The sequence below is a fragment of the Streptomyces sp. NPDC056296 genome (assembly GCF_042268605.1).
Lineage (GTDB): Bacteria > Actinomycetota > Actinomycetes > Streptomycetales > Streptomycetaceae > Streptomyces.
Genome location: NZ_JBHJRX010000108.1, coordinates 1 through 14777 on the forward strand (window position 1 = coordinate 1; position 14777 = coordinate 14777).

Below are 14777 nucleotides of genomic sequence, written 5' to 3' on the forward strand. Positions count from 1 at the left end.
CACGAATGCGGCAACGCCATGACAGCCACACCCGGCATCCCTGGGTGTCCCGATCTTACGAATGACCGCGATCAACCCACGAAGAAAGGTATGGATGCTGTGACCGCATCCCAGGCGCCCGCCGACGCGCCTCCCACCTCCATGACCCCACGGCAGATACTCCAGGCCATGTCCGGCCTGATGGCCGGCATGTTCGTCGCCATCCTGGCCGGCACCGTCGTCTCCAACGCGCTGCCCACGATCATCGCCGACCTGGGTGCCAGCCAGTCCTCCTACACCTGGGTCGTCACCTCCGAACTGCTGGCGATGACCGCGACGGTGCCCCTGTGGGGCAAGCTGTCCGACCTCTTCAACAAGAAGCTCCTGCTGCAGCTCTCGCTGGCCATGTTCGTGGTCGGCTCGCTGCTGGCCGGCTTCTCCCACGGTGTCGGACTACTGATCTTCAGCCGTGTCGTGCAGGGCATCGGCGCGGGCGGTCTGACCGCCCTCGCGCAGGTCGTGATGGCCTCCGTCATCCCGCCCCGCCAACTGGGCAAGTACGCCGGCATCTTCGGTGCCGTCTTCGCCGTGGGCACCGTGGCCGGTCCGCTGATCGGCGGTGTCCTGGTGGACACCTCGTGGCTGGGCTGGCGCTGGTGCTTCTTCATCGGCGTGCCGTTCGCGCTGCTCGCCATCGCGCTGCTGCAGCGCACGCTGCGGCTGCCCACCGTGTCGCGCAAGGTGCGCATCGACTGGCTCGGCGCCTTCCTGATCGTCGCCGGTGTCTGCGCGCTGCTCATCTGGGTGTCGCTGGCCGGCAACCAGTTCGACTGGGCGTCCTGGCAGACCGGTGCGCTCGCGGGCGGTGGCGTGCTGCTGCTGGTCGCCGCGGTCTTCGTCGAAGCCCGCACCCCCGAGCCGGTCATCCCGCTCGACATCTTCCGCAACCGCACGGTCACGCTGACCACCGTCGCCAGCCTCCTGGTCGGTGTCGCCATGTTCGGCGGGACCGTCTTCCTCTCGCAGTACTTCCAGGTCTCCCTGGGCAAGTCGCCGACCGTCGCGGGCCTGATGAGCCTGCCCATGATCCTGGGCCTGCTGGTGTCGTCCACCGTCGCCGGGCAGGTGATCAGCCGGACCGGCAAGTGGAAGCGGTACCTGGTGGCGGGCGCGGCCCTCATGGCCGTCGGCCTCGCGCTGCTCGCCACGATCGACGCGAAGACGCACTTCGGACTGCTCAGCCTCTACATGGCGATCCTCGGCGTCGGCGTCGGCATGCTGATGCAGAACCTGGTGCTGGCCGCACAGAACGACGTGCCCGCCGCCGACCTGGGCGCCGCGACCTCCGTACTGTCCTTCTTCCGCAGCATGGGCGGCACCATCGGCGTCAGCGTCCTCGGCGCGATCCTCGCCAACCGGGTCGCCAGCGAGATGACCAAGGGCCTCAGCAACGCGGGCATCACCGTGCCCGGCGGTGAGGGCTCGGGCGAGGGCAGCGTGCCGGACATGTCCACGCTGCCCGCGCCGATGCGGTCCATCGTCGAGCACGCCTACGGTGTCGCCACGGCCGACCTGTTCCTCGTCGCCACGCCGTTCGCGCTGCTGGCGCTGGTCGCCGTGGTGTTCCTCAAGGAGAAGCCGCTGAAGACCACCAGCGGCTTGGAGCGCCTCGCCGAGGAGTCCGGCGAAGCCGCCGCCGTCCCGGCCGACAAGGGCCCGGCGGCGCCGGTCGGCTGACCGCCGGCGGGCAGTACGCGCAGACCCCGACGGGGCCGCCCAGCGATCTCGGTGGGCGGCCCCGTCGGGGTGTGCGGCCCGCCTCAGCCGCGGGCCACCGCGATCGACCCGGCCAGGCGCTCCCCCGCCTCGTAGATCATGTAGGGGACGCCGCCGTCCGTACCGAAGGACGACGAGGCCGCGCGGCCGTCGTACGAGGTCTCCGTGGTGCCGGCGGGCAGCATCGAGGTGGTCAGCACCACCTTGTCGCAGGTGAAGTGGATGATCTGAGGGACCGGACGCGTCGGGTCAGACTTTCGGCCAAGCAAAATGCCGCACGGCGGCGGGAGGAAGTCCCGCCGCCGTGCGGCGCGGTGGGCCGGTTGCCGTGCGGCGGGGTGGACCCGCGCCGTACGGCTGGGTGGACCCGCTGCCGTCAGATGCCGAACGGTGCCGCGTAGCGGACGGTGCCGGCGGGCAGCGGGTGGGCGGCGTCCAGAGTGAGGGCCATGAGGGCCTCGTCCGGGACGTCGATGGTCAGGCCGATGCCGTGGGCGGAGGCCCGGCCGAAGCCGAACCGCGGGTAGTACTCCGGGTGTCCGAGGACGACGACATGGTGCTCGCCCAGACGCTCGGCCGCGGCGAGCGCCGCCCGGACGGCCGCCGCGCCGGCGCCGCCCTTCTGCCGGTCGGGCCGGACGGCGACGGGTGCCAGGCAGAGCGCCGGGCTGTCCCCGATGTGGCAGCGGGTCAGCAGGGCGTGGCCCACGGGGCGGTCGTCGTCGTCCACCGCGACGAGGGACAGTCCGTCGATCCAGGCCTCGGGGTCGGCGCGCAGGGCGTCGACGAGGGTGGCCTCTTCCGGCGTGGGGAAGGCGGTGCGGACGATGTCACGGATGACGGGGACGTCGGCGCCGGTCTCGGCGCGCGTGTTCCAGGTATGGGTCATGACGGGATGAGGATCCGTTTCCGGGTTGCGTTCGACTGGGTCAGGCCATGGCCCGGGACGCGAGGGAGACCCGGGCGCCGCGAAGAGCGGCTTCGTGCACGGTCATCGACCTCACCTCCCTTTCGTCCTGGTCTTGACGATCCTGATCGAACGCGAACGGCCTCAGTTTACCCCGCACGAGGGCCGGCGTTACCTCACTCGCTGGGGGAAGGGCTGGAGTCGTAGACGGGGATCTGCGACTGGATGTTGAACGTGACGGAGCCCGCCTTCTCGAAGTTCAGGGTGATCTTCATGAAGTCACCGCCGCGGACGACCTCGCGTACGTCCCGCAGGAGCAGGTGGTTGTTGGTCGGCTCCAGTTGCTGCAACTTGTTCGGCGGCAGTTCCACCCCGTTCGGCAGGGGCTTGCCGTCCGCGTTCACGATGTTCACCGACTCCGCGTTGGGGCTGCTCGCGCTTACCAGCCGGTCGGTCTTGTCGCCCTGGTTCATGAGCCAGACGTAGGCCGGCACGTCGTCACCGGGTTGCCACGGCTCCCCCTTGGGTTCCGCCACGTGGGCATAGCGGATCAGGACGTCTCCGACGCTCGCGTTCTGGCCGGGTGCATGCCAGTCCTGTAGTTCGAAACTGTCGTCCCCGCCGCAGCCACTCAGCGCCAGAGCCGTCGCGGCCAGCACGGCAGCGGCGGCGGAACGGGCGGTTCTCCCGCGGGTGAGCACCATGGGGCCTCCAGTACAGCGGTCCGGTATCCGCATCCGGGTTGCCCCGGGGCCGGACCGTAAACGGCTGGTAATACGGCTGGTCAGGGACGACCGGCGGGGAGCACCCGGTCGGCCGGGTCCGCGGACGGGCGGTCGGTGCGACGGTCCGCGTGGGAGGGTGGGGAGCCGGCGCGTCGTACGGGACACCGTGTCCGGCCGCACGGGCGAGGTCACCTGCGCCTTCGGCGGCGTCCCGACCAATCCGCGGGCCGCGCGGCCCCGGATTACGTGGGGACACCCCCGCCCGTCGCATTCTTTTGGAGAAACCGTCGTGAAGGAAGCCGTACACATCGGCAGAAATCCATCGGCCCAGCCAGATCTGCAGAAGCTCATCCATGAGGTGGCCCTGGGCGATCAGGATTCTTTCGCCGCGGTCTACGAGGCCATGGCGGGGTCCGTTCTCGGCGTCGCCCGGGCCGTGCTGCGGGACCAGGCGCAGTCGGAGGAGGTCGCGCAGGAGGTGCTGGTGGAGGTGTGGCGCACGGCGCCCCGCTACCGGCCCGAGCGCGGCACGGTGGTCAACTGGATCCTGACCCTGGCCCACCGGCGCGCCGTGGACCGGGTGCGTTCGGTGGAGGCGGCGGCGGCCCGCGATCACAAGGCCGCACTGCTCGACCGTACGCCCGAGTACGACGAAGTGACCGAACAGGTGGAGACACGGCTGGAACGGGAGCAGGTGCGGCGCTGTCTGCGCACCCTGACCGATATCCAGCGCCAGTCCGTCACCCTGGCCTACTACCGCGGCCTGACCTACCGGCAGGTCGCCGAGGCGCTCGCACTGCCGCTCGGCACGGTCAAGACGCGGCTGCGCGACGGTCTCATCCGGCTCCGTGACTGCCTGGGGGTGAGCGCGTGATGCGCACCGAGGACCTGCACAGCCTGACGGGCGCCTACGCCCTGCACGCGCTGCCCGACGACGAGCGGGCCGCCTTCGAACGCCATCTGACGGACTGCGGCTCCTGCGAGCAGGAGAGCATGGAGTTCGCCGCCGCGGCGGCGCGGCTGGGGCTGGCCGCCACGGTCTCGCCCGGTCCCGTGCTCAAGGACCGGGTGCTGCACCGCATCACCACCGTGCGCCAGGTGCCGCCGCGCGGCGGCGGCACGGTGGAGCGGACGCGTCGCGTCGTGCCCCGGGCCCGTGGCCTGGCCCGGTGGGCGCTGGCGGCGTGTGTGGCCGCGGCGGCCGGGCTCGGCGGCACGGCGGCGTGGCAGTACGAACGGGCGCAGGACGCCGGGGACCGGGCCGCGCAGGCACAGCAGCGGGCCGAGGAACTGGCCGGGGTGCTGGCCGCGCCCGACGCCGCCTCGCGCACCGTGCGCCTGGCCGACGGGGCGAGCGGGACGCTGGTCGTCTCCGACCGTCAGGACCGCGCCGTCTTCCTGGCCTCGGGCATGGCCGAGCCGCCGGCCGGCAAGGTCTACCAGCTCTGGTTCGACGACCACGGCACCATGCGGTCGGCGGGCCTGATGGAGCCCGGTCGCGGCAGCCAGGCGGTGCTGATGGAGGGTGACGTGGACGACGCGGCGGGCGTCGGCATCACCGTGGAGCCGGCGGGTGGCTCGGAGCAGCCGACCACCACGCCGATCGCGCTGATGAGCATGCCGGCGTGAACGGGTGGGGGCCCGCGGGCCCCCACCCTCCGAGAGATCCGCTACGGATTCCGACGCGGCGGGCGTGGGAAGAAGCCGCTGGTGCGTGCCGCGTACTCCGCCCAACCGGGGCGGTCGGCCATGCGCCGTTCCAGCAGCCGCTTCCCGCTGCCGCCGATCAGCAGATACGTCATGACCAGCGGCGAGACGACGGACACAGCGGCGGCCGGGGCGCCCGCGTCGCAGGCGATCAGGAACAGGCCCCACCAGACGAGGAAGTCACCGAAGTAGTTCGGGTGCCGGGTCCAGCCCCACAGACCGCGGTCCATGACGCGGCCCCGGTTGGCCGGGTCCGCCTTGAACCGGGCCAGCTGGGCGTCCCCGACCGCCTCGAAGGCCAGCCCGACGGCCCAGACGGCGGCTCCGGTCCAGGCCAGGGCCGTCATCGGGCCGGAGCCGTACGAGGCGGCCTGGACGGGCAGCGACACCAGCCACACCAGGGCGCCCTGGAGCAGGTAGACCATGCGCAGGGCGTAGAGGTTCCGGTTGCCGTGTGCCTTGGCGAGCATGGCGTCGTAGCGGGGGTCCTCGCCGTGGCCCCGGCCGCGCCGGGCGATGTGCGCGGCGAGGCGCACGCCCCATACGACGGTCAGGGCCGCGACCAGGACGCGACGCCCCGTGTCGCCCTCCCCGGCCGTCGCCGCTACGGCGCAGGTCACCGCGGCGACCGCGGCGAAGCCGAGACCCCACGCCACGTCCACGACACGGTGCACGCCCTTGCGCACGGCGACGGCGAAGGTGGCCAGCATGACGGCGAGCGCGGTCGCCGCCGCCCAGCCGAGGCCGACGGCGAACGCGCCCCACGGGAAGCCGCTCACGGACGGGCCGCCCGCTCGTACCACTCCCCCGGCGTCGCGGGCATGCCGCTGACGCCTTCCCGGGTGGGCCGCACGCTCAGGATCTGGTCGACGCCCATGCGCCGCTGCTCGAAGGCGAGCGCGCCGCCCACCAGGTACAGCCGCCACACCCGCGCGGTCTCCTCTCCGACCAGGGCGACGAAGTCGTCCCAGCGCGCCTCCAGGGTGCGTTCCCAGGCGGTGACCGTGCGGACGTAGTGTTCGCGCAGGGACTCGGCGTGGCGTACTTCGAGCCCCGCGTCCTCCAGGAGCTGGACCGTCTCGCCGAGGGGGCGCATGTGCATGTCGGGCGCGATGTAGGCCTCGATGAAGGCACCGCCGCCGGGCGCGTTGCGGCCGCGTGACATCTGCTGCACCAGGACGCGGCCCTCGGGGCGGACCAGGCGGTGCAGGGCGGCGGCGAACGCCGGGTACTCGGCGTCTCCGACGTGCTCGCCCATCTCGACGGTGGACACGGCGTCGTAGTCGCCGCCCGTGATGTCGCGGTAGTCCTGGCAGACGACCTCCACCCGGTCCTCCAGCCCGCGCTCGCGCACCTGCTCGCGGACGTACGCCGCCTGCTCCCGCGCCAGAGTGACCGCGGTGACCCGTGCCTTGTGCCGCTCGGCGGCGTACAGGGTGAGTGAACCCCAGCCGCAGCCGATGTCGAGCAGACGGGCGCCGGAGGTGAGGCCTAGTTTGCGGCAGATCAGCTCCAGCTTGGCGCGCTGGGCGGCCGCGGCGCTCGCGACGTCCGTACCGGTGTTCTCGTCGGTCCACACTCCGCACGAGTAGGCCATGGTGTCGTCGAGGAGCAGGCGGTAGAAGTCGTTGGAGAGGTCGTAGTGGTGGCTGATGGCCGCCCGGTCGCGGGACTTGGTGTGCAGGCCGCCGCGCAGCCGGGCCTGGGAGGCGGGGGTCGCCGGGCGGGGGCCGACGGCGCCGAGGCGGGCGGCGGCGCCGGCGGCGCGGGCGCGGTCGGCGAGGCCGAGGCGGGACGGGTGCAGGCGGCGTTCGCGGGTGGCCGCCCACATCCGGCGCAGGCCGTCGGCGAGGTCGCCGTCCACGTCGAGTTCGCCGGTGACGTAGGCCTGGGCCAGGCCCAGTTCGCCGGGCTGCCACAGCAGGCGGCGCAGCGCGCGCCGGGAGCGTACGACGACCACGGGGCCGTCGGCGGGGCCGGTCTCGGTGCCGTCCCAGGCGCGCAGCCGGACAGGGAGGGGGCCGCCGAGCGCGTCCTCGACGAGCGCGGCGAGCCGGTGCGCGGCGCCCGGCCGGGTGGTGCGGGCGGTGGTCATCGGGCGTGGCCCTCCTTGGTGAACAGGTACTGCTGGACGTCGAGGTAGCCGGCCCGGAACCCGGCCTCGGAGTAGGCGAGGTAGAAGGTCCACAGGCGCCGGAACGTCTCGTCGAAACCGAGGGCGCCGACCTCGTCGGCGTGCTCGGTGAACCGCTCCCGCCACAGGCGCAGCGTCTCGGCGTAGTGCGCGCCGAAGCCGTCACGGCGGGCGGCGCGCAGCCCGGTGTGGTAGCGGACGGTCTCTTCTATGGCGTCGGTGGAGGGGATCAGGCCGCCGGGGAAGACGTACTTCTGGATCCAGGTGTGGGTGTCGCGGGCGGCCGTCATGCGGTCGTGCGGCATGGTGATGGCCTGGAGCGCGGCCCGGCCGCCCGGGGCGAGGCGGTCGTCGAGGGTGCGGAAGTAGACCGGCCAGAACTCGGCTCCGACGGCCTCGATCATCTCCACGCTGACGACGGCGTCGTAGGTGCCGGTCTCCTCGCGGTAGTCGCGCAGTTCGACCCGGACGCGGTCGGCGAGCCCGGCCTCGTGGGCGCGTTCGACGGCGCGGTCGCGCTGTTCGCGGGAGAGGGTGAGCGTCGTGACGTGGGCGCCGCGCGCGGCGGCCCGCAGCGCCAACTCGCCCCAGCCGGTGCCGATCTCCAGCAGACGGGTGCCCTCGCCGACCTCGGCGAGGTCGAGCAGCCGGTCGATCTTGCGGCGCTGGGCGGCGGCGAGCGACTCCTGGCGGGAGGGGAAGCCGAGGAAGACGGCGGAGGAGTAGCTGAGGGTCTCGTCCAGGAAGAGGGCGAACAGGTCGTTGGACAGGTCGTAGTGGCTGCTGATGTTGGAGCGGGCGCCCTCGGGCGTGTTGCGCCGGGCGGCGGGCTGCCGCTGGGCCCACAGGCCGCGCAGCCGCTGGAGCGGGGCGGGGACCAGCTCCGCGGCGTTGGCGGCGAGCACGGTCAGGGCGCCGACCAGGTCCGGGGCGTCCCACTCGCCGGCCATGTAGGACTCGCCGAAGCCGATGAGGCCCTGGGCGCCGATCCGTCCGTGGAACGCGTCGGGGTCGTGGACCTCCACCAGCGGCCCGCCGAGGCCCACGGTGTCGCCGTCGGCGAAGCGCACCCGCAGCGGCAGCCGGTCCAGGGCCCGGCGTACGACGGCCGCGGCGGTGGCGCGGCGCGCCCGGGAGGTGCGGGGCGGGACGGCGACGTCTGGCCAGCGGGCCGGGTCGACCGGGGCGCTGCGGGCGCCCGGGACCCTGGGAGCGGCGGCGGGGCGGGGATGGGTTGTGGTCATGTCGCTTTCTCCGTGGTGCGGTGACTCGGGCGCGGCTGGACGGGCAGACCGCGCAGGTAGAGGCGGATGCCGTGCCTGCGGATGCCGGCCGACACCGCGAGGGTCGAGAAGGGGTGCCGCAGCGCGAGGCGCAGCAGGGAGGTCCCGGTCGGCTCGCGCCGGACGCCTCGGACGGTCGCGGTGAACGGCCGGGCGCCGGTCCTGTCGAGGCGTACGGTCAGGTCGAGGCGGTCGGCCGGCAGCGGCAGCCGCATGCGGTAGGCGCCGTCGACGGGGAAGAACGGCGAGACGTAGAAGTCCTTGTCGACGTGCGCGATCCCCGCCTCGTCGGGGTGCAGCAGGTAGGCGTGGCGTTCGCCGTAGGTGTTGTGCACCTCGGCGACCACGCAGCGCGGGGCGCCGTCGGGGCCGTGGCACCAGTACAGGGTCAGCGGGTTGAAGACGTGACCGAGGACGCGGGCGTTGGCGAGCATCAGGACTCTGCCGCCCTCCAGGTCGACGCCGCGTGTGGCGAGGAAGCGTTCGAGGCCGGCTCGCAGGGAGGGGGCGTCGCCGGTGAAGTGGTCGGCCGCGCGGAATCCGGCCAGGGGGCGCAAGGTGCGCGGCAGCACGGGGAGCCGGTCGACGTCGACGAGCCACATGTAGGTGCGGTGGCGCAGGGTGTAGTGGACCGGTTCGGTGCGTACGTGGCCTATCTCGCACGGGTACAGACCGGGCCGCCCCTGGGAGGCGTCGGTCACCAGGTCACTCCGAGGGCCGCGGCGGCCTCCACTCCCGAACGGCAGCCGTCCTCGTGGAAGCCCCAGCCGTGGTAGGCGCCGGCGAAGGCGGTGACCGGGGTGCGCAGGCCGGGCAGGCGGCGCTGGGCGGCGACCGACTCGGGTGTGTAGACGGGGTGTTCGTACGTCATACGGGCCAGCACCCGGCCGGGGTCGACGCGGTCCTCGCCGCCGAGCGTGACGACGTAGGTGTCGGACGCGTCGAGGCGTTGCAGCCGGTTCATGTCGTAGCTGACGCGGACCCGGTCGGCGCCCGCGTCGCAGGACGGCATGAGGTAGTTCCAGGACGACCTGGCGCCCCGTGCGCGCGGCAGCAGGGCGGTGTCGGTGTGCAGGAGGGTGGCGTTGCGGGAGTAGCGGAACGCGCCGAGGACCTCCTTCTCCTCGGGCGTCGCGTCGGCCAGCAACTCCAGTGCCTGGTCCGGGTGGACGGCGACGACGAGGTGGTCGTAGGAGGCGGTGGTGCCGTCGACGGCGGTGACGTCCACGCCGTCCGCGTGGCGGGTGACCGAACGGACCGGGGTGGCGGTGCGCACCTCGGGCAGCCGTTCGGCGATCCGGTCCACGTAGGAGCGGGAGCCGCCGGTGACCGTCCGCCACACCGGCGACCCGCCCACCGCGAGCAGGCCGTGGTGGTGCAGGAAGCGGAACAGGTAGGCGGCCGGGTAGCGCAGGGCGGTGGTCGCGTCGCAGGACCACACGGCGGACACGACCGGCGTCATGAAGTGGGCGCGGAAGTAGGGCGAGAAGCCCTCGCGGTCCAGGAACGCGCCCAGGGTGAGGGTGTGGTCGGGATCCGTGAGGAGCAACCGCCGGGCCGCGCGGTGGAAGCGGGGCACCTGGGCGAGCATCCGCAGATACGGGCCGTGCAGCGCGTTGCGCGGGCGGGCGAGGAGTCCGGCCGGGCCGCGGGCGCCGGCGTACTCCAGTCCGCAGCCCTCGCACCGCACCGACATGCTCATCTCCGACTCCTGCGTGGCGACACCCAGTTCGTCGAAGAGGCGCAGCAGGTTCGGGTAGGTGCGGCGGTTGTGGACGATGAACCCGGAGTCGACCCGGTGGACCCGGCCGTCGGACGACGTCAGGTCGTGGGTATGGGCGTGACCGCCGAGGCGGTCGTCCGCCTCGTACACGGTGACGTGGTGCGCGTGACCCAGTACGTACGCGGCGGTCAGTCCCGCCACCCCGCTGCCGATGACGGCCGTACGGCGGGCGTTCGCCCCCGCACGTTCCGGCCGGGCCTCCCCTGACGCTCGCGGCATCGCTTCTCCTCCACCCCGCAGTGATCAACGTTGGCGTGGGTAATCCGGGGCCGCGGCCCGGGCGGATTGGCGGAGGTTCCGACGATCGTTCGGAGCCATCCGCGCGGCGAGCGGCAACGAATCACTTGTGAGGAGACGAAGAGGGATGAAACACCATGAACGACACTTGCGAACTGGCCGACTGCCAGGATGTGTGCGGGACGCGTGCCGTGCGCGACGGCGTGCGGGACCAGCTCGACCGCTGGGGCACGGGTGCGCTCGCCCTCGACGCCGAGCTGATCGTCACCGAGCTGCTGAGCAACGCCCTGCGGCACGGCAGGCCGCCGGTGCGGGTCGCGCTGACCGTGCTGTGCGCGCCGCGCGGCCGGTCCTCGGTGCGGGTGGAGGTCACCGACTCCGGTGCCGCCTTCGACGTCGGCCTCGTCCGGGCCCGGTGGCGGCATCCGTCGTTCTGCGTGGCGGAGACCGGCCGGGGGCTGTTCCTCGTCGACGCCCTGTGCTCCCGGTGGGGCGACCGTCCGGGCGTGGGCGGGCACACTGTATGGGCCGATCTGTGCTGACGGCCGGTGACGCTCGATGGGCCCCACCCATCCGTCCACGGCGCGGCAACGGATCACGGAGGGAAGGGCAGGAGACCCGGATGAGCGCGGAGGACGAACCGTTGACGAGAACACTTCTGGTACGCCGCCGGCCGCCGCGGACGCGCGCGGCCGTGCTGGTGCTGCACGGCGGCCGGGCGGAGAGCCGCCGGACCGCGCGGCCCTGGCACCTCGCGGCACTCCGGATGCACCCTTTCCTGCGCGCCCTGAAGGCGGACACCGACCGCGACGACGTACTCCTGGGGCAGGTGCGCTACCGCAGCCGCGGCTGGAACGGCGTCGGCGCGGAGCCGCTGCGGGACACCCGGCGGGCGCTCACCGAGCTGCGGGACCTCGTCGGTGACGTGCCGGTGGTCCTGCTGGGTCACTCGATGGGCGGCCGGGCCGCCCTGCGAGCCGCGGACGCCCCTCATGTACGGGGGGTGGTGGCCCTCGCCCCCTGGTGTCCGCCCGGCGAGCCCGTCGCCCAGCTGCGGGACCGGCAGGTACTCGTCCTGCACGGCAGCCGCGACCGCATCACCGATCCCGGGGAGTCCGCCGCGTACGTCTCCCGCGCCCGCACCGCCGGCGCCCGGGCCGGCATGCTGATCGTGGAGAACGGCGACCACGCCATGCTCCGCCACCACGACGGCTGGCACCGCACCGCATCCTCGGCCGTCGCCCATCTGATCGCCCCCGAGACGTCCCCCTCCCCTCTCTTCACGCTCGCCACTTCGGCCGTCGAACCTCCGGTGCTGCGCCAGGGCCTCGTGGTCGTCGCCGGCGAGTAACCGCGCGTGTTAAGATCATCAGAGAAACGACGCCTTCCCGGGCACGGACACGTATCCACCGGGGAGGCTTTTTTCATGCCCTGGAGGGCCGGTCGATCAGTCCCCGCGAAGGAGTCCCATGTCAGTCGTTGTGCGCCCCGCGACCGCTGCCGACCGTCCGACGGTGGAGCGGTTGTGGCTGATGTTCCGCCATGACATGTCGGAGACGGACGGCCAACTGCCTGGCCCGGACGGAACCTTCCGCGCCGACCGGCTCCGGGCGGCCTTCACCGACGCCGACTGGGCGCCGTACCTGTTGACGAGTGGGAACCGCCCCGCCGGTTTCGCGTTCGTGCCTGACCGGCCGGGTCCGCGTGCTGAACAGCTTCTTCGTCGTCCGCGGGGGACGCAGGAGAGGGGTCGGGCTGCGGGCCGTCCAGGAGATCGTGGCCAGGCATCCGGGGCGGTGGGAAGTCGCCTTCCAGGACGCCAACCAGGCCTCGGTTCGCTTCTGGCGCCACGTCGCCGCCGAGATCGCGGGCGAGGCGTGGACCGAGGAACGCAGGCCGGTACCCCATCGCCCGGACCTGCCACCGGACGTCTGGGTCTCCTTCGGCGTGAGCTCTAGGGGCGCGAGTTGAGCCGGCCGGACGGCCTGCCGTGGCCCGGGCTCACAGGAACCGGCGGATGGGCCGGACGGCGACCTCACGCACCCGCTGGACGGCGGAGCGTCTCTTCCAACGGCCCGCCCGGATCAGTGTGCTGGCCGCCATGTCCGCCTCGAAGTGCTCGTCCAGTGTCGCGGTGAACTCCGGGTTCAGCACGGCCAGCATGACCTCCTCGTCGTGGTCGAGGGAGCGGCGGTTGAAGTTGGTCGAGCCGATCAGGGCGGCGACGTGGTCGACGGTGATGACCTTGGCGTGCATCATCGTCGGCTGGTACTGGTAGATCTTCACCCCGCACGCGGTGAGGTCCTCGTAGTAGTGCTGTCCGGCCAGCTGGCAGACCCGCTTGTCGGTGTGCGGCCCGGGCAGCACGATCTCCACCTCGACGCCGCGGCGCGCGGTGGCGCACAGCAGCTCGACGAAGTACTCGTCGGGCGAGAAGTAGGCGGTGGCCAGACGGAAGCGCTCCTCGGCCGACTCCAGCATCACGCGGATCAGGGTCTGCATGTCCTGCCAGCCGAAACTGGCCGAACCCCGCACCACCTGCACCACGGCACCGCCCTGCGGGCGGTGTTCGACGAACCGGTCCCGGTCGTCGAAGAGTTCGTCGTGGCACTCGGCCCAGTTCTGCGCGAACGCGGCCGCGATGCCGTCCACCGCGGGGCCCCGGACCTCGACGTGGGTGTCACGCCACTCCTGCGGGTTGCGGGCGTCGCCGCACCACTCCTCCGCGATTCCCACCCCGCCGGTGAAGGCACTCTCCTCGTCGACGACGAGGACCTTGCGGTGACAGCGGTGGTTCTGCTTGAGCGGCGACAGGTACAGCGGCTTGCGGAACCACGCCACCTGCACTCCCGCCCGCTCCATCGCCCGCAGCTGTTCGGCCTCGATCAGCCTGCTGCCGAACCCGTCCAGCAGCAGCCGCACCCGCACCCCCGCACGGGCCCGCTCCGCGAGGGCCTCGGCGAACCGGCGGGCGATGTCACCCTTCCAGTACACGAACGTCATCATGTCCACCGTGTGCTCGGCGCGGCGGATACCGGCCAGCATCGCGGCGAAGATCTCGTCCCCGTTGCGCAGGACGGTGAGCGCGTTGCCCTCCGTCGCCGCGATCCCGATCAGCCGCTCCAGACGCCGCCGTATCCGCGCGACGCGGGCATCGACCGAAGCGGGGGCGGAGGCGGCGGGCGTGGCTGCGGCCGCCCCCGGCGCCTTCGGGGCCGCCGGGGACAGCTCGGGCGGTTTTTGCGTACTGGTCATGGCATTCCCTGGCCGGATCACGACGAGGAAACGTCGGGCCGCGGCGCCCGGTCCGGCGCGGGCTGAGCGGCGAGCCGACTGTACCCCCGACCACCGGGCCGGCGCGGACCCCGCCCGCGCCCCCGCCTTCGAGGACCTGATCCATGCGGCGGGCCCGGTGGTGTTTCTTGCGGTCGGTGGGTGCCGGACGGCAGGCTTCGGGGTGTGGCCACTTTGCTCATCGTGCATCACACGCCGTCGCCGAACTGCCAGGCGATGCTGGAAGCCGTCGTGTCCGGGGCGACCGCGCCGGAGATCGAGGGGGTGCGGGTGGTCCGGCGCGCGGCGCTGGCGGCCACCGCCGTCGACGTGCTGGAGGCCGACGGATACCTGCTGGGCACCCCGGCGAACCTCGGCTACATGTCCGGGGCCCTGAAGCACTTCTTCGACCAGGTCTACTACCCCTGCCTGGACCAGACCCGGGGCCGGCCCTTCGGCTACTACGTGCACGGCGGCAGCGACACCACCGGCGCGGTGCGCGCCGTCGAGTCGGTCACGACGGGCCTCGCCTGGCAGCGCGCGGCCCCGGCGGTGAGCGTGGCCGGTGAGCCCGGCAAGGCCGACCTGGAGGCCTGCTGGGAACTGGGGGCGACGCTCGCCGCCGGGCTGATGGACTGACCCGCTGACGCAGGACGTGCGGCACGCCCGCACGGCGAGCGGATTTCCCGCCGCGGGACGCGCGCGCGTACGGGTCGGCCGGGGCCGCGGGGGCGAACGGCGGCTTGGGCATGCGCGCCATTTCAGCCGTCGCTTGCGTTACTCAAGCAATGCGGTCGTTCTCGGCCACCCCGGCGGGCCGGGGACGGCGCCGGGGGCGGCCGTCTGCCTGACCGCCCACGGCGCCGTCCGCCCCCAGTGGGCCGTCAGCTCTTGGGCATCAGGACGGTGTCGATGATGTACACGTTGGCGTTGGCGGTCTTGACGTTGCCGCAGACGACCTTGGCCGAGTCGT

Annotated in this window: 15 protein-coding genes and 2 pseudogenes; 7 read left to right on the top strand and 10 right to left on the bottom strand. The window is 72.7% G+C overall.

Going from position 1 to position 14777, the window contains the following annotated elements; all coding sequences use genetic code 11:
• Positions 1 to 141 precede the first annotated feature (141 nt).
• Positions 142 to 1716, top strand: coding sequence for an MDR family MFS transporter (locus tag ACFCZF_RS39815; RefSeq protein ID WP_376675831.1), 1575 nt, complete (start codon positions 142 to 144; stop codon positions 1714 to 1716).
• An 83-nt stretch (positions 1717 to 1799) separates the two neighbouring features.
• On the opposite strand, the gene ACFCZF_RS39820 is transcribed toward ACFCZF_RS39815, so the two are convergent.
• From ACFCZF_RS39820 to ACFCZF_RS39830, 3 genes are all read right to left on the bottom strand, one after another.
• On the bottom strand, positions 1800 to 1958 hold the full coding sequence (locus tag ACFCZF_RS39820; RefSeq protein WP_376675832.1) for a hypothetical protein: 159 nt from the start codon (positions 1956 to 1958) through the stop codon (positions 1800 to 1802).
• Between the two features lie 173 nt (positions 1959 to 2131).
• On the bottom strand, positions 2132 to 2644 hold the full coding sequence (locus ACFCZF_RS39825; protein ID WP_376675820.1) for a GNAT family N-acetyltransferase: 513 nt from the start codon (positions 2642 to 2644) through the stop codon (positions 2132 to 2134).
• A gap of 194 nt (positions 2645 to 2838) precedes the next feature.
• Positions 2839 to 3366, bottom strand: coding sequence for a copper chaperone PCu(A)C (locus ACFCZF_RS39830; RefSeq protein ID WP_376675821.1), 528 nt, complete (start codon positions 3364 to 3366; stop codon positions 2839 to 2841).
• A gap of 310 nt (positions 3367 to 3676) precedes the next feature.
• On the opposite strand from ACFCZF_RS39830, the gene ACFCZF_RS39835 reads away from it, so the two are divergent.
• Positions 3677 to 4261: a sigma-70 family RNA polymerase sigma factor gene (locus ACFCZF_RS39835; protein ID WP_375910603.1), complete on the top strand. Its 585-nt coding sequence runs from the start codon at positions 3677 to 3679 to the stop codon at positions 4259 to 4261.
• Positions 4261 to 5016 carry an anti-sigma factor domain-containing protein gene (locus ACFCZF_RS39840; protein WP_376675822.1) on the top strand — a complete coding sequence of 252 codons (756 nt, stop codon included), beginning with the start codon at positions 4261 to 4263 and terminating at the stop codon, positions 5014 to 5016. The genes ACFCZF_RS39835 and ACFCZF_RS39840 overlap by 1 nt, the downstream gene beginning before the upstream one ends.
• Before the next feature lie 41 nt (positions 5017 to 5057).
• Here ACFCZF_RS39840 and ACFCZF_RS39845 read toward each other — a convergent pair whose 3' ends face one another.
• From ACFCZF_RS39845 to ACFCZF_RS39865, 5 genes are read right to left on the bottom strand one after another with little or no spacing between them, the layout of a single operon-like run.
• Positions 5058 to 5873 carry a DUF1295 domain-containing protein gene (locus tag ACFCZF_RS39845; protein WP_376675823.1) on the bottom strand — a complete coding sequence of 272 codons (816 nt, stop codon included), beginning with the start codon at positions 5871 to 5873 and terminating at the stop codon, positions 5058 to 5060.
• Complete coding sequence (locus ACFCZF_RS39850) at positions 5870 to 7189, bottom strand: class I SAM-dependent methyltransferase (protein WP_376675824.1); 1320 nt, start codon at positions 7187 to 7189, stop codon at positions 5870 to 5872. Before ACFCZF_RS39850 ends, ACFCZF_RS39845 begins: the two co-directional genes overlap by 4 nt.
• A complete protein-coding gene (locus tag ACFCZF_RS39855; RefSeq protein ID WP_376675825.1) occupies positions 7186 to 8472 on the bottom strand; it encodes a class I SAM-dependent methyltransferase in 1287 nt (428 codons plus the stop codon). Before ACFCZF_RS39855 ends, ACFCZF_RS39850 begins: the two co-directional genes overlap by 4 nt.
• Positions 8469 to 9212, bottom strand: a complete 744-nt coding sequence (locus ACFCZF_RS39860) for a DUF1365 domain-containing protein (RefSeq protein ID WP_376675826.1) — start codon at positions 9210 to 9212, stop codon at positions 8469 to 8471. The genes ACFCZF_RS39855 and ACFCZF_RS39860 overlap by 4 nt, the downstream gene beginning before the upstream one ends.
• Entirely contained in the window at positions 9209 to 10513 is a 1305-nt protein-coding gene (locus tag ACFCZF_RS39865) for an NAD(P)/FAD-dependent oxidoreductase (protein ID WP_376675827.1), read from the bottom strand. Before ACFCZF_RS39865 ends, ACFCZF_RS39860 begins: the two co-directional genes overlap by 4 nt.
• 155 nt (positions 10514 to 10668) lie before the next feature.
• Between ACFCZF_RS39865 and ACFCZF_RS39870 the strand changes: the two genes are divergently transcribed.
• The 3 genes and pseudogenes from ACFCZF_RS39870 to ACFCZF_RS39880 all read left to right on the top strand — a co-directional run bounded on the left by ACFCZF_RS39870 (position 10669) and on the right by ACFCZF_RS39880 (position 12502).
• Positions 10669 to 11073: an ATP-binding protein gene (locus tag ACFCZF_RS39870; RefSeq protein WP_376675828.1), complete on the top strand. Its 405-nt coding sequence runs from the start codon at positions 10669 to 10671 to the stop codon at positions 11071 to 11073.
• Between the two features lie 80 nt (positions 11074 to 11153).
• Positions 11154 to 11882: an alpha/beta fold hydrolase gene (locus ACFCZF_RS39875; RefSeq protein ID WP_376675829.1), complete on the top strand. Its 729-nt coding sequence runs from the start codon at positions 11154 to 11156 to the stop codon at positions 11880 to 11882.
• Positions 11883 to 12000: 118 nt separating this feature from the next.
• Positions 12001 to 12502, top strand: a pseudogene (locus ACFCZF_RS39880) (GNAT family N-acetyltransferase).
• Between the two features lie 30 nt (positions 12503 to 12532).
• Here ACFCZF_RS39880 and ACFCZF_RS39885 read toward each other — a convergent pair.
• Positions 12533 to 13786: a phosphatidylserine/phosphatidylglycerophosphate/cardiolipin synthase family protein gene (locus tag ACFCZF_RS39885; protein WP_376675830.1), complete on the bottom strand. Its 1254-nt coding sequence runs from the start codon at positions 13784 to 13786 to the stop codon at positions 12533 to 12535.
• Between the two features lie 204 nt (positions 13787 to 13990).
• On the opposite strand from ACFCZF_RS39885, the gene ACFCZF_RS39890 reads away from it, so the two are divergent.
• Positions 13991 to 14443, top strand: coding sequence for a flavodoxin family protein (locus ACFCZF_RS39890; RefSeq protein ID WP_375910636.1), 453 nt, complete (start codon positions 13991 to 13993; stop codon positions 14441 to 14443).
• 245 nt (positions 14444 to 14688) lie between these two features.
• Here the strand turns inward: ACFCZF_RS39890 and ACFCZF_RS39895 are convergent.
• Positions 14689 to 14777: pseudogene (locus ACFCZF_RS39895) on the bottom strand (fasciclin domain-containing protein); the annotation flags it as partial.

Bases quoted from the DNA above. Each gene is read 5' to 3' on its own strand.
- ACFCZF_RS39870 (WP_376675828.1), top strand. From the start codon at position 10,669: ATGAACGACACTTGCGAACTGGCCGACTGCCAGGATGTGTGCGGGACG.
- ACFCZF_RS39865 (WP_376675827.1), bottom strand. From the start codon at position 10,513: ATGCCGCGAGCGTCAGGGGAGGCCCGGCCGGAACGTGCGGGGGCGAAC.
- ACFCZF_RS39855 (WP_376675825.1), bottom strand. From the start codon at position 8,472: ATGACCACAACCCATCCCCGCCCCGCCGCCGCTCCCAGGGTCCCGGGC.
- ACFCZF_RS39825 (WP_376675820.1), bottom strand. From the start codon at position 2,644: ATGACCCATACCTGGAACACGCGCGCCGAGACCGGCGCCGACGTCCCC.
- ACFCZF_RS39850 (WP_376675824.1), bottom strand. From the start codon at position 7,189: ATGACCACCGCCCGCACCACCCGGCCGGGCGCCGCGCACCGGCTCGCC.
- ACFCZF_RS39840 (WP_376675822.1), top strand. From the start codon at position 4,261: ATGCGCACCGAGGACCTGCACAGCCTGACGGGCGCCTACGCCCTGCAC.
- ACFCZF_RS39875 (WP_376675829.1), top strand. From the start codon at position 11,154: ATGAGCGCGGAGGACGAACCGTTGACGAGAACACTTCTGGTACGCCGC.
- ACFCZF_RS39885 (WP_376675830.1), bottom strand. From the start codon at position 13,786: ATGACCAGTACGCAAAAACCGCCCGAGCTGTCCCCGGCGGCCCCGAAG.
- ACFCZF_RS39830 (WP_376675821.1), bottom strand. From the start codon at position 3,366: ATGGTGCTCACCCGCGGGAGAACCGCCCGTTCCGCCGCCGCTGCCGTG.
- ACFCZF_RS39815 (WP_376675831.1), top strand. From the start codon at position 142: ATGACCCCACGGCAGATACTCCAGGCCATGTCCGGCCTGATGGCCGGC.